The sequence below is a fragment of the Bradyrhizobium sp. USDA 4011 genome (genome assembly GCF_054063415.1).
This window is the reverse complement of the sequence record NZ_JBSSGG010000001.1, coordinates 6343935-6357005: the sequence shown is the minus strand read 5'-3', so window position 1 is coordinate 6357005 and position 13071 is coordinate 6343935. Positions and strand designations below refer to the sequence as shown.

At 58.3% G+C, this 13071-nt stretch carries 8 protein-coding genes, 1 pseudogene and 1 riboswitch; of the genes and pseudogenes, 5 read left to right on the top strand and 4 right to left on the bottom strand.

Going from position 1 to position 13071, the window contains the following annotated elements; all coding sequences use genetic code 11:
* Positions 1 to 50: 50 nt before the first annotated feature.
* Entirely contained in the window at positions 51 to 473 is a 423-nt protein-coding gene (locus ACVW1C_RS29990; protein WP_456727955.1) for a MerR family transcriptional regulator, read from the bottom strand.
* Between the two features lie 67 nt (positions 474 to 540).
* Between ACVW1C_RS29990 and ACVW1C_RS29985 the strand changes: the two genes are divergently transcribed.
* Both ACVW1C_RS29985 and ACVW1C_RS29980 read left to right on the top strand, forming a co-directional pair.
* Positions 541 to 1200, top strand: coding sequence for a cation transporter (locus ACVW1C_RS29985; RefSeq protein ID WP_456761372.1), 660 nt, complete (start codon positions 541 to 543; stop codon positions 1198 to 1200).
* 33 nt (positions 1201 to 1233) lie between these two features.
* Positions 1234 to 1725 carry a hypothetical protein gene (locus tag ACVW1C_RS29980; RefSeq protein ID WP_456727957.1) on the top strand — a complete coding sequence of 164 codons (492 nt, stop codon included), beginning with the start codon at positions 1234 to 1236 and terminating at the stop codon, positions 1723 to 1725.
* Between the two features lie 309 nt (positions 1726 to 2034).
* On the opposite strand, the pseudogene ACVW1C_RS29975 reads toward ACVW1C_RS29980, so the two are convergent.
* Together ACVW1C_RS29975 and metE are read right to left on the bottom strand one after the other, a co-directional pair.
* Positions 2035 to 3071: pseudogene (locus ACVW1C_RS29975) on the bottom strand (IS110 family RNA-guided transposase).
* A 644-nt stretch (positions 3072 to 3715) separates the two neighbouring features.
* Complete coding sequence (gene metE, locus ACVW1C_RS29970) at positions 3716 to 6061, bottom strand: 5-methyltetrahydropteroyltriglutamate--homocysteine S-methyltransferase (protein WP_456763213.1); 2346 nt, start codon at positions 6059 to 6061, stop codon at positions 3716 to 3718.
* 99 nt (positions 6062 to 6160) lie between these two features.
* Positions 6161 to 6362: riboswitch (cobalamin riboswitch) on the bottom strand.
* A 1406-nt stretch (positions 6363 to 7768) separates the two neighbouring features.
* On the opposite strand from metE, the gene ACVW1C_RS29965 reads away from it, so the two are divergent.
* Positions 7769 to 8374 (top strand): nodulate formation efficiency C protein, encoded by a 606-nt coding sequence (locus ACVW1C_RS29965; protein WP_456761371.1) that lies wholly within the window; start codon positions 7769 to 7771, stop codon positions 8372 to 8374.
* A 530-nt stretch (positions 8375 to 8904) separates the two neighbouring features.
* On the opposite strand, the gene ACVW1C_RS29960 is transcribed toward ACVW1C_RS29965, so the two are convergent.
* Entirely contained in the window at positions 8905 to 9120 is a 216-nt protein-coding gene (locus ACVW1C_RS29960; RefSeq protein ID WP_456761370.1) for a hypothetical protein, read from the bottom strand.
* Between the two features lie 847 nt (positions 9121 to 9967).
* Between ACVW1C_RS29960 and ACVW1C_RS29955 the strand changes: the two genes are divergently transcribed.
* On the top strand, positions 9968 to 10693 hold the full coding sequence (locus tag ACVW1C_RS29955) for a thermonuclease family protein (protein WP_456761369.1): 726 nt from the start codon (positions 9968 to 9970) through the stop codon (positions 10691 to 10693).
* Between the two features lie 11 nt (positions 10694 to 10704).
* Positions 10705 to 11448, top strand: coding sequence for a carbonic anhydrase (locus tag ACVW1C_RS29950; RefSeq protein ID WP_456761368.1), 744 nt, complete (start codon positions 10705 to 10707; stop codon positions 11446 to 11448).
* The last annotated feature ends 1623 nt before the right edge of the window (positions 11449 to 13071 follow it).

The window sequence follows — 13071 nt, the reverse complement described above, 5'->3', positions numbered from 1 at the left end:
CGATCCGCTTCTGTAATCCGATCCCGGCCGTCAAGCCCCCGCTGGGTGGCTCAGACTTTCTTTTTTGGGCTGACCGCCGCGGGCGCTAAAGCCTGAACGACTCGGCATTCGGCGATGCGCCCACCCTTGCAGGAGGCCAGCGTGTCGCGCAGCTCCCGGCGCAGTCGCCTTAGGGCTTTGATTTTTCGTTCAGTTGTCTCCAGGTGGCGCGCCACGAGCTGGTCCACTTCTTCGCACGGCCGCTCACCATGGGCGGCCAGCTTCAGGAGTTCGCGCACTTCCTCGATCGAGAATCCGAGCTCCCGCGTGCGACGGATGAAGCCAAGCCGTCGCAGGTGCTCGGCCGCATAGCTGCGGTAATTGCCCGTCGTTCGGCTTGGTTCGGGCAGAAGACCAATCTTCTCGTAGTACCGGATCGTTTCGATCTTCGTATCGGTGGCTCTGCCCAATTGCCCTATCGTCAGCGTATCCATGCCTTGACCCTATAGCGACTACAGGGTCCAAATATAAGCCAGACACCCATTGAACGACAGGCCAATCATGAGCGCGCATTGTTGTGGACATCATCACGAAGACCCGGGCGCTAATCCGCTCCAGCAAGCTATGTACCGGCGGGTTTTGTGGTTGGTGCTGGCAATCAACGCCGCGATGTTCAGCGTCGAGATCGGCGCCGGGCTTGCCGCCGGTTCAACCGCGCTCCAGGCCGATGCGGTGGACTTCCTTGGCGACGCCGCCAACTACGCGATCAGCCTGTTCGTGGTCGGCATGGCCTTGCGCTACAGGGCAATCGCGGCGCTCGCGAAAGGCGCGACGATGGCACTCTTCGGAACCTGGGTGCTCGGGACTACGGCGTGGCATGTCTACGCCGGCACGCTTCCACATGCCCTTACCATGGGCGGCGTCGGACTGGCCGCGCTCGTCGCCAATGCTGCCTCCTTCTGGTTGCTATGGCAGCACCGTATGGGCGACGCCAACATGCGCTCGGCTTGGATCTGCACGCGCAACGATGTTCTTGGCAATCTGGCGGTACTCATCGCAGCGGCCGGCGTCTTCGGGACCGGCACTGGATGGCCGGATGTAATGGTGGCCGCGGTGATGGCTATGCTCGCTCTGCAAGGGGCTGTGACGGTTATTCGACAGGCCCAGTCCGAGCTTCGGTCTACCCCCAAATGGTCACCGTTGACGGTTATCCGGCGCTGACAAGACGTTCGGTTTTGCTCAGGGAGACGAAGCATGGGTTGGCGACACACCTCAGTGTTCATTCTGGTGACGTTGCTGTTCGCGGCAAATGCTCGGGCCGGAGACAAAGAGCCGACCGCGATCATTGAACTTGGCCCCGTTGGCGAATGGGGGCTGCCAGGCCCATCCACCTACGGCCCGTCGCTTGCCGTCGAGTTTACGCCCATCAAGGACTGGCTCGAGATCGAAGTCGGCGCTGCTCGCATGTTCCACGGTGGCCGTGGCGAATGGGATACGGACATTCTCTTCAAGAAGCCCTTCACTCTGTCCGACAAGGTCGAGTTCATGGTAGGCGTCGGACCCCAATGGACGTTCTCACGGGAGGGCACCCAGACTGGCGTTGAGTTCGCACTTGACTTTATGTTCTGGCCCACCGCGGATCGAAAGTTTGGCTGGTTCGTCGAGCCTGCCTACAGCTACTCCTTCAGCCGCGGGCACGAGCAATCGCTCAGCACCACCGTCGGATTGCTGATTCCGATACCTTGATCAAAGAGGGGTGTTTTCAGGCGGCCCCGCCCTTCGGTTGGTCACGATCTACTCGCGGGCACGTGCCCGCGACCGGAGCCACGAAGCGTCTCCGCCCTTCGGGGTGACGATCGTTGCCGCTTACTGCGTCTGCCTGGTCCACGCTTCTGTCCGGAGTCGACCGGGAACGGCACGCTCCATGATGGGGTCCGGCGAGGTGAGGTCGTCCAAGCTCACAGCGCGTGCTGAATGCGAACATCGCACAGGGATCGAAACGGACTGACCTTCCCCACGTCCTTGGCAGAGCAGAATGCTACGCCGGAACGATCTCTACGCTAGTACTGCGGTTGGCGATTGGCCGAATCTGAAGTTCGTACCGTCAGCCCACATTCGGTGCATGATGATAGCCAACTTCCGGGCTACCGCCACGCATGCCTTCTTCGCGCCGACTTTCTTGGCGAGCTTTACGCTCCACGCTCGCAGTACGGACCACTTTTTGGCAATCCGCAGATGCGAGTTCGCCGCCTCGTAGAGGGCGTGCCGCATCAGCTTATCTCCGCACTTGCTGACATGACCCGAACGGTCGATCTCTCCAGACTGATAGACACGAGGCGTCAAACCGAGATGTGCGGCCACCGACCTTGGAATCCTTAAATCGCTTCGGATCGTCTATGGTGGCTTTGAAAGAAAGGCTCACGATCGGTCCTACGCCGGAGACGGTCATCAAACGACTGCAGACATCATCCTTGCGCGCCAGGAGCAAAGCTGACGGTCCAGCAAGGCCTTCATTGTCCGCATCGTGTTTCGTGCCTCGAGCAGCGGCGCAATGGCCATTTGAAATTCTGGCGCATCAGCCAGCAGGGCTTCGACCTTCGCGGTGAAACGCGCGCGATGGATGAGGCCAAGCTTGAGGCCGTGGACCTGCAACAATCCGCGAATGGTGCCTTCAATTGCCAACATATGATCGACGAACTTGCGGCGTGCAATCAATGTGGTCCTGAGTATCTGCGATGCCCTGCTTTTGACATGCACCGGCCTGTAGTGTCCGATCCGCATCATATCGGCGATACCACGCGCGTCGCTACGATCAACTTTATTCGGTCGCGAAGACAAAAATCTCTGCGCATGGCGGGTCTCAATGCAGATCATCCGAAAACCAGTCTCGACCAGCGCGCCATAAGCCATTCGGACAACGGGCAGGCTTCGATGCCGACGAGCGTAATACGCTCTTGCCATCGTGTCAGGGCTTTCACTATCGCTGCTGGTTCGGTCTCGGTTTTTGCTTCCCAGACCGCCGAGCCATCAGCCTCGACGACACAAATCGAAGTGGTCTTCAGCGAAACATCCAGTCCAACAAATAGGGCCATCGCGCTTCTCCTTTGCTGGATCGAATCAATCCCAACACAGTGTATCGAGAGGCCGGGATCGGACTACCCAGCTCATGCATTCCAAACAGAGTTCCAAACCTGCGCCATTGAGTGGAACCGGACAGCGACTGCCTGCGCAGTGATCAACAAGAAGCCACTCATGCATTGGCTGCTTGAGTAATTTTTGCGGTCGCGTTTGCTCGTATGGTCGCGCCGATCCAGCGGCGAGAAACCGTTAATTGCACTTCGCCTCGGTCGGTACGAGACGGCCGGGCGTCGCCATCAGCAGTCTTTGCTCGGCTCGGCAAACCCTTGTGAAGGTGCTCATCGCAGGCAAACCTCGGTTTAGTCTTCCGATACTCGACTACATCGGTCGCATACCACAGCATGATTGAGCTATGCTGAGCCGTGCTTTAACTCGGGTTCAGATTTACGGCGAATGTCCTCGCCGGCAATCGGACCATCGGCTGTCCTCCCTCCGCCGATGGAAGTCGGCGATGTTCAGCGTCGCTCCTCTCAGACTTAACTTTCGCCCGGCCTGCTAGGCCGGGCTTTTTTCTGTCGTGCAAGCTCGGTCGAGATGATCGAAAGCGCAACGCCCTATGAGCGGATCAGCGCCCTGGAGGAGAGAGCCAAGCGCAGGATCAACGACTTGGCCGATCAGATGCCGCGCGCAGTTGCCGGGCGGCGGCGACCATGTTGATCAGCGCCGGGCGAACCTCCTCCCATTTGCGCGTCTTCAGGCCACAGTCCGGATTGACCCAGAGCTGCGAATCCTGCAACCGCTGCCGAGCCAATGCCATCAGCTCCTTCATTTCCCCTACCTCGGGAATGCGTGGAGAATGGATGTCGTACACGCCCGGCCCGATCTGATTGGGATATTTGTAGTTCCTGAACGCGTCGAGCAGTTCCATCTTCGAACGCGACGTCTCGATCGAGATGACATCCGCATCCATTGCAGCAATGGCGTCGATGATGTCATTGAACTCAGAATAGCACATATGCGTATGAATCTGGGTTTGATCTGCAACGCCTGATGAGCAAATGCGGAAGCTGTCGACGGCCCATTGAAGGTAGGCCGCCCACTCCGATCGACGCAACGGCAATCCTTCGCGGAGGGCAGCTTCGTCGATCTGGATCATGCTCGCACCGGCTATCTCGAGATCGCGGACTTCGTCGCGTATCGCCAGTGCGATCTGCCGGCAGACCTCGCCTCTTGGAATATCATCGCGAACAAACGACCAGTTCAAGATCGTTACTGGCCCGGTCAACATCGCCTTCACCGGCTTGCTGGTCAGTGATTGCGCGTAGAGCCACCAATCCACAGTGATCGGTTTTGGCCGCGAAACATCTCCGAATAGGATCGGTGGCCTGACACAGCGCGAGCCATAGGATTGCACCCAACCATTCCTGGTGAATGCGAATCCGGCGAGTTTCTCGCCGAAGTACTGCACCATGTCATTGCGCTCAAACTCGCCGTGCACGAGCACGTCCAGACCAATATCCTCCTGCCAACGCAGAGCGCGCGCAGTCTCCTCCTTGAGGAATTTGTCGTACTTCTCGTCGCTCATGGCGCCTTGCGAATGTGTCGCGCGGGCATTACGGACCTCTGGGGTTTGCGGGAAGGATCCGATCGTCGTGGTGGGAAAGGCAGGTAGTCTAAAGCGCTTGCGTTGGATCTCGGCTCGACGGACAAATGGGCTGGCGCGCCGGCGCATGGCCTCGTCGATCGCTCGCATCCGCACCGCAAGATTGGCATCACGGATCTTTGGTGAAGTCCGACGGCCAGTCACGGCCGACTGCGATTCAGCAAGACTTTGAGCAACATTCTGATCACCCGCGAGTGCCCGCGCCAGGATCGCAAGCTCACGCATCTTCTGTACCGAAAAGGCAAGCCAACTCTTGAGATCGGATGCAAGTCCGGTCTCGAGTTCAACATCGACGGGCACATGGAGCAGCGAGCAGGACGGAGCGATCTGAACACGATCCCTGCCTAGCTTCGCAATGGCGGGATCCAGTTGCTGGCGGAGCGCCGACAGGTTCGACCGCCAAACATTTCGTCCGTCGACGACGCCGAGGGACATGACGAGATCACTTCGCCGAGCAGCAATGATCCGGTCCAACAGGTTCGGTGCGCGAACCAAATCCACGTGCAGTCCGGCAACGGGCATGTTCAAAGCTGTGTCCAGATTATCGCCGAGATCGCCGAAATAGGTCGCGACCATAATCTTGACGTTTGGTACTTCCCTGGCGAGCCGATCATAGACGTGCAGCAAAGATCTTCGCGTCCCCTCCTCCAGATCCAGGACCAGGCAGGGCTCGTCGCATTGAACCCAGTTTGCTCCCCTTTTGCCTAGTTCTTGCAGAACCTCGATGTAGACCGGTAATAGCTCATCCAGGAGTGACAGCGGCTGGAACGCAGGATCCGGACTCTTGCCAAGCTTCAAGAATGTGACCGGCCCGATCAGGACAGGGCGCGTCTGGAACCCCAGGGCCTTGGCTTCCTCATACTCCTCGATAGGCTTGCGAGAGGATAGGCGGAACGTCTGTCCCCGATGAAATTCAGGAACCATGTAGTGGTAGTTGGTGTCGAACCACTTGGTCATCTCCTGTGCGGGCGCGCCAAATCCGCCCGATCCGTGGCTGCAACTGGTATTCTGGCGATCGCATTGTGAACCGCGCGCCATGTCGAAGTACGTCTTGAGCGAAACCGATTCGATTTCCGACGCGTAGACTTCCGGGATGGCACCAACCATGACAGAGGTGTCGAGCACTTGGTCGTACAACGAAAAATCGTTGGACGGAATGACGGTGACACCGAGGGATTTTTGGCGAGCCCAGTTCGCAGCACGCAGGCCAGCTGCGTCCTCGAGCAATTGCTGTTCGCTGATTGCGCCGGTCCAGTAACTTTCAAGCGCGCGTTTGAGCTCGCGTCTCGGACCGATCCGAGGCGTTCCAAGCGTGGCAACCGGAAGGGAGAGAAGAGACATAGCGCTAACCCCGTAGTTGGGGGCAAAGGCGTTGGCGGACGCAAGCAGGATCGCCCCAGCGGCGGCGGCTTGGCGCACCACCGGGACACCCCGCCCGTGGACGTATATGTGGTCGAGGCAGGTCTCCTGGCTCGCGGGTCATCGCTGCTGTCCGGCCTTCCCGAAGCTGTACGGGCTTCAGTGACTTTGTTGGACAGCGGCTCGTCGCTTACAGTTGCGGGGGCAGCGCCGGCATGTTCACCGGCTTCCCTCTTAGCTCCGAATCCAGCGGGAGCGGAGAACCTCTACGATTTGGATTATCGGCAAGAGACCTCTTCCGTCAACCTCTAAGATGACTCTCTCACGTCACTGCCGCCATCATCAGTGATTCAAATGACCATTTAACGTCGAAAGTTGACCACGGTTGGAAGCCCCTCCAATAGATGCACTCTCCAATGTATGTGACGAAAGAATTGTCGAAGGCGCAAGTCACGGCGCTTCGAGTGGCATTTCGGTCTCTCGGCAGTCAAGAACCGCGCCAGGGACAAAACACCTGCGAAAACTCCATCGGGCATACCGGGCGCGCATATTGATCTGCGAACCAACCAATCCTGGTAGGCGATTTGCGGTCTCTGATGCCGATAATACTCGGGCATGCATATCGATTCACCTCAACGAACACCGGGATGCCCGCAATGACAACGGCTGTTCGGAGCGCCGTCGGCGTCCTTGCTGTCACCGCCTTTGCGGTCGGCCCGTTCGGGTGGCCTGGTAAGAGCGTTCATGAATCAATCCGTCAGACAGATGCTCTCGAGAATGTTGAGCAACTCGAGAGAAAGCTAGCGTGACTTGATCGTTTCTCGCTTGCCGGCTGTCGCGACTGGAAACGGCTCATCCAACCATGAATGCGGCGCCGAGGCAGCTGGATTGAGCAGACCGCAACATCGTGCGCGTAGGTAGAAACGCGCGCACCCTATCATCCGCCTGCCTGAGAACGCGCTTCTGACGATTCCACACGCCCGGCGGTGATGAGCGATTTTTGCTTATCATCAAATTACGAGCCGATAGCGATCGCAGGCGTTCGGGTGACCACACCGAACCAGACGGTTCAACAGCCCTCCAAAGTGCTTCCCGATTTCTCATCCGTAAATCGGCAGCGGCCTTCACTTGGCCCTCGAAGATCGGCGCGACAAAAACTGAACAAGCCCGAGCGGATCGGCTGAATGGAAACATAGAAACGAGCGTAGGTCGGAAAGCCGACAAACACTGCACGAATCTGGCGCGATTTGCCGGCTATTTCCTGGCACGAAGGATGCAAGCTCAAGGGTGCCCAGGCTTCTCCCCCTGGGCAGGTCCAGCACGGCAAATTGGGGTTGTAGCTGGCCCACTGAAGTTAGCGGCGCGTGACTCGAGTGGACAGACAGCGCCTGCTCGCGCGGGACATCGGCGGTGCCCGCGCCACGTTGCCGCTAACTTCTTCAATCGAGCATAGCATCGAGGGCTGCCGCTTTGACGTGTGGATGAAAAACCGATGGTCCGGCCGTTATGAAGAGAATGTCTGCAAGAGGCGTGCTTTGTCTCTGTCAATCGCTAGTTTTCCTTGCTGGGCTGGTTGCGACGGGCAACACTGCGCGAGCCGGCGAAAGCGCGCTTGTCGAACGAGTCAAGTCAACCTGGCGAGCGCGAGACGGTGAGACAATCGAGCACATTGTCTCCAAAGTTTCGAAAGTGGCGCAATTCGTCCCTCGAAACTGGGGAATCGCCGAAGGCATCGACCACACTGAGTATGTTTACCTTTCCTGGACCAGGCATCAGGATAACAGATCAGACGAACATTACGTTATTACATGGAAGGTCGGGACCGACGGAAAGATTGAAGTTGCGTCTCCCTATGCAAAGGCTATCGAATTCGGCTGGCGCGCCCTGGCGCTTTCACTCATCGCCAGTGAAGTCACCGACGGCGAAAAAGACGCAAACCTTCGTTTTCTGCATGATCCGGTCAATTTCAACTTTGTCACGACCGCGCAAGGCAAGCTCGGCGATCTGCTCCGACGCGGCCGCTGTCACATCATCGAACCTGTAGTCGTGGATTACGTTGAGGCGGCGAATGACAAGCCGACCGAGAAAGCGGACCGGTGGCGCGTTCTGCTGTTGGTGAACTGCAACATACCAGGCCCCCGCCACTTCACCCAAAATGGGGTCATCACCTTCGACAAGCGCGAGGGACACGATTGGGAGCCGCAATCTTTCCTTGCCAAAAGGATTGCGACTTTTCCTCCGGCGTCCTGGTTCCATCATATAGATCAAAATGAACGGTCACATAGATCAAAATGAAGACGCCTTTGGAAGGGGGTGCGAAGGGCCTCGACAACTGATCAGGATGGTAGCGGTACTCATGAGCGCTGAGCGCCTCGGCCGCACAGCAAGATCCATCCGCCGGAAAATTTACGCGTCCCAGCTATGCCAGTAGGAGGCGGGTGCTCTCCGGCCCGCAAGCCGCAATGGGGACAGCCAGGCATCAGGATGCCTCTTGCCCCAACAGTAGCCGCGATAGTAGTCGCGGCGGAACTGGTGCAAAAAGATACATCCGCGCTCTCGCCGGCGCACCACGTGTTATCCTTCACGGATCAGGCGAGGAGATGCTGAGGCCAGGCCCGATCCGGCGAGCGCGCAGCGCATCGCGCGACCAACAAGAACCCGTGGGAGCGAGTGCAGCGACGAGACCGGTTTAAGAGGCCCCCCCGGGAACGGGGCAGTGATAGCGACGCCGGCATCCTCGATGGCGGCGGGACCCTTTCCCGAGTGCCCCCGGCGAGGAGTTCCGCAGCCTTGCTGCGAGGATCGAAGATCGAATTGAGCCTGATCTAAACTTCCTCGCGCGCATTCGTCTGCACGTCATAGATCTTGATTTGAAGCGTGGGAAAACGCTTCTTTAGTTCTGCTCCACCAGCCCGGGCGCCGTCCCTGGTTGCGAATTCGGCTTTGAGTCGGCCGTCCACTTCAAGCGCGTAAGAAGAGACCAGCAATTCAGGAGTGGCCATCACCATTTCAGTCCCATTGTCAGCGAGGCGGTTGAACATGATGACTAGCGTGAGTCGCCTAAGCCCTGCCAGAGCTAACTGCCGCAATGCCCTGAGTGCCGACACTTGCTGTGGATTGATTCATCGCTCTGAAATGGCATGCAGATCGCCACTCGCAACAATGCGGGGACGCCTCGGCACCGCAAGCCCGCAAAGCCGGCTGTCATTCCGCACGGTCGCGATTCTGCCGAGCTTTGCGCTTTCTTCATTCATCGAAGGCCAGCTAGGCGTTGTGGAAGTCATTTCGCGCGCAGCGTTTCGGGGCGGATATAAGGTCGCGGAGACGGGCCACCGTGTGAGTGAAGCATGGTGGCCTTGTACCGTAGGACCAAGCGGGGAGCCCGATCTCTTTTGAGCAGTCACTTTTATCGTGCCTTGTCCAGACTTCCGCTTTCCTCACCATGATGAACCGCGCACAGTCCTGTCGAACGATAGCAATCAAAAGAGGCTTAGCAACGCCGCTTCTTCCGCTCGGCGGCGAAGGCGACCACCCGCCCCGCTTCTTCCGAGCCTTTAGAGGTATGGCGTGCCAAGCGCCGTATTCCTGGTCGCGAGTCGAGGGCTGAAATATGCGGGATCTCTTCCTCAGGTCCAGAGCGGGAGACACGTCCGGGGAGAGGGAAGTGAACTGGAGATGCCAGAAGCACATCGAAAAATGCTCCCAAAGAAAACTCTTGAATCTCACCCAACGTCAGGTCGTAGGCTGAACTATATGCAAGCTTCCACAAAAGCATCGTCGAACGATGCAGACCAGATGACGTATCTGTGCAGTCAAGCAGTCGGCTGTGACGACACCGGATCGCTGCGATTTTGTGAGTCGATGAACCAAGAGCGAAAGGATATTAGGATGAAGTACCGCGTAATGATGGCAGCATTGCTCGCTATCATCGCGTCTCCTGTTTGCGCGGCGAAACTGAGCGGTGCTCCCCAGATCCTCGACGCCAATACGATAGAGATCGAGCAAACGCGAATTCGGCTCTCGGGTATCGAGGCCCCCGAGACTGATCAGATTTGCCTGGATGCTCATGGCCGGAAATGGGCCTGCGGGGTAGCGGCTCGCGACGCCCTTATCGACTACTCGAAAGGACGAATATGGGATTGTCAGACCGCAGGAGTAGACAAGTACGGCAGGTCTCTCGGCAGTTGCTTCATCGAGGGCCAGGACGTGAACGCCTGGATGGTAAGCTCCGGTTGGGCACTGTCATCCAAGCCATCCGCCCATGTTTACGTCATCAATGAGGTGGCGGCGAGCAATGCCTTTGCCGGCCTGTGGTCGGGGGCATTCATCACCCCCTGGGACTGGCGCCGCCGCAACAAGAGCACGATCATTGTCGGCGTGAGCTCGGTGCCGAACGAGGCCCAGGAACTCCTGCTCGGATCCGCTCTGCTATCTGACCCACCCTCGCCCGACTGTCTGATAAAGGGCACCGTCGACCGTAACGGCGAGCGCACGTATCACTCTCCTGGGCAACTCAGCTACGGACAAATCGACATGACGAAGAAACCGGCTGAACGCTGGTTCTGCAGCGAAAACGAGGCCGAAGCCATCGGGTGGCATAGATCCGCGCGATAGAGGTCCTCCCCATGCATGCAAACCACTCACAGGGCACTCCCTATCCGACCGAGGTCGCGCCTTCGCGCCGCTCGCTGTTGCTGTTCGCTATTTCGGCATTTGTCGTGCCGTTTGCCGGCAACATTGTCGACGCGAAGCAAGCAACAACGCCGCCGAAGCCGGATAACCGGCTCTCGCCCGATGCTGCGCTGAAGCGGCTGATGGAGGGTAACGATCGTTATGTGCAGAGCGTGTCGCGAATGCGCGATCTGGAACGGGAGCGCCGACTTTTAGTCGATGGCCAGAATCCATATGCGGCGGTTCTGAGCTGCGCCGATTCGCGAGTAGCGCCCGAGCTTGCCTTCGACAGCGGACTTGGTGATTTATTCGTATGCCGCCTCGCCGGTAACTTCGTCAACGATGACACGCTAGCTAGCCTGGAGTATGCGGTTGCCGTACTGAACACGCCGTTGATCCTGGTACTCGGTCACGATCGCTGCGGCGCGATAGACGCCACGATCAACTCGCTTGACGAAGGCAAGCCGGCGCCGGGACATATTCGCTCCATCGTCAGCGCGCTCGCGCCTGCCGTAAGAGGGTCGCGCCACAAACCAGGTGACAGCTCTGCCGATGTGATCCAGCAGAATGTGATCGATAACGTCAATAAGCTCAAATCCGCCAGCCCGATCCTGAACCCGGCTGTTGAGCAGAAAACACTAAAGATCGTCGGCGGTCTATATCGTCTCGAAACGGGCAGGGTCGACGTATTGGGCTGACGCTGGTCCGTTCGCGCGATCGCCCAGCCGGTCTGCCCTGCCCCCCTCAATCGACTGACACAACATTCGCAGGTCCATCGGGCGCATCAAGTACACCGGACGTGATCCGCTTCACGATTGTCATAGCTTCGGGATAATGTTTTGCGCGGTCTCCTGATATTGGTCACATTCTTCGTACGTATGTTGGCAACGCGCGGTCCAGCACCAGGAATCTCGATATCGCGGCCGATGTTGATCATTATCGCTGTCTGGAACAGCGTTGCGACGGCCACTCAGATTCAGCCGCTGCCATCGCCGCCCGTGGAGAGGCTATCCTTCGCGTAAATGTTTTTGTGGCCTTATGGTGCGTTCGAAGACGATGCCGACGGCGATTTCACGGAACTGGTCCATGCCGACGCTTCGGCGGCTCCTGACGCCGCGATCCGCCTGGGGCCGATGCTGTCCACCCGCTGGCGGCACGCGACAGCCCATTGCTGAGCTATGAACAGTCGACATAGTTGGAACCGAATGACCGCAAGACTGTAGCGGCCGGCTCCGCTGGTTCTATCCCGGCGTCTCTCATCCAACCCGCCTGAGCCTAACGAACCCTCGCTCCATTAATTCTGCATTGTAAGCTCGGCCATTGAGGGCAATGGTTGTTATGTTGTTTGGACTAGGCATGAAGCCCGTTTCCTGCAGCTTCTCGATTAGGGCTGGGGGCGGCCACTGCTCCGGAATCGGGAAACCTCTACGCGACGTCTCGAAGATAAATGCTCCGAAATCTGGTAGCCCCGCCGGCTCGGCTCCAATATTTTGGTCCTCCGGAGGGTTATGAATGAAACGCACGCCGCTAAAGGGGTCCATCGCGGCCGTATGGCGATGCCCTTTGATCTCATAGGTCATACTCGGCTGGTCGGCGTCAGGCAGGAGACCCAAGTGGTTCAGTCTCTCGACATTTGCCGCGGAGGGGATTGGGTGCCGTGGGAAAACTTGTGGGGAACGGCGAATGAGACATCGTATGCCGTCTCCTCCGGCACGGCGGACGATGGCCCGGGTTCATTGATGATCCGACTAAACAGATCATGATCCTCTTGTGTCCAGGCGTACTCTCCTGGAGACCCTGGGGATCCGCCGCCGTTGATCTCAATGAAATCCATACAGCTCTCCTCTGTCTTAATCTCTTGCAGATCCGCCCCGTGCCACCGGTTCCGTCTAGGCGGCTCGGCATCGAGAGAGAAAGTCTATGCTAAGAGGCTTTGGCTTTCGAGAAGCTGGCGAGTTTCGGGGAGATTGAGCGCACCGGCACACGCGGCGGTCGTGGATCACAGGAAAGGTGATGTCTCGGGTCCAGGCCCGAGCTTAGGTCGATAAGTCCAAGCGAACGACCTACAATCATCGACCTTAGGCCATCGAGAAAGGGGCGGGGTGCCATCCTAAACCTTGCTGCAATCCCTCCCGTGGACGGGAGCTCCACTGCGACATGGGTCGATCCGGCGATCGGTCGGCATGCTGTTTGATGCTCAGTAAGCCTTCAATATCGAACGGGCTCAGGAAGCCACACGAGGCGGATCGTCCGGCCTTGGCGATCAAGCAGGGCTGAAGATTACATAAAGGAGAATTGCCACGACGATGGCTGTCCAGCCC

Coding starts and splice junctions, on each gene's coding strand:
- ACVW1C_RS29990 (WP_456727955.1), bottom strand. CDS start 473: ATGGATACGCTGACGATAGGGCAATTGGGCAGAGCCACCGATACGAAG.
- ACVW1C_RS29985 (WP_456761372.1), top strand. CDS start 541: ATGAGCGCGCATTGTTGTGGACATCATCACGAAGACCCGGGCGCTAAT.
- ACVW1C_RS29980 (WP_456727957.1), top strand. CDS start 1,234: ATGGGTTGGCGACACACCTCAGTGTTCATTCTGGTGACGTTGCTGTTC.
- metE (WP_456763213.1), bottom strand. CDS start 6,061: ATGTCTCTTCTCTCCCTTCCGGTTGCCACGCTTGGAACGCCTCGGATC.
- ACVW1C_RS29960 (WP_456761370.1), bottom strand. CDS start 9,120: ATGTTCAACCGCCTCGCTGACAATGGGACTGAAATGGTGATGGCCACT.
- ACVW1C_RS29955 (WP_456761369.1), top strand. CDS start 9,968: ATGAAGTACCGCGTAATGATGGCAGCATTGCTCGCTATCATCGCGTCT.
- ACVW1C_RS29950 (WP_456761368.1), top strand. CDS start 10,705: ATGCATGCAAACCACTCACAGGGCACTCCCTATCCGACCGAGGTCGCG.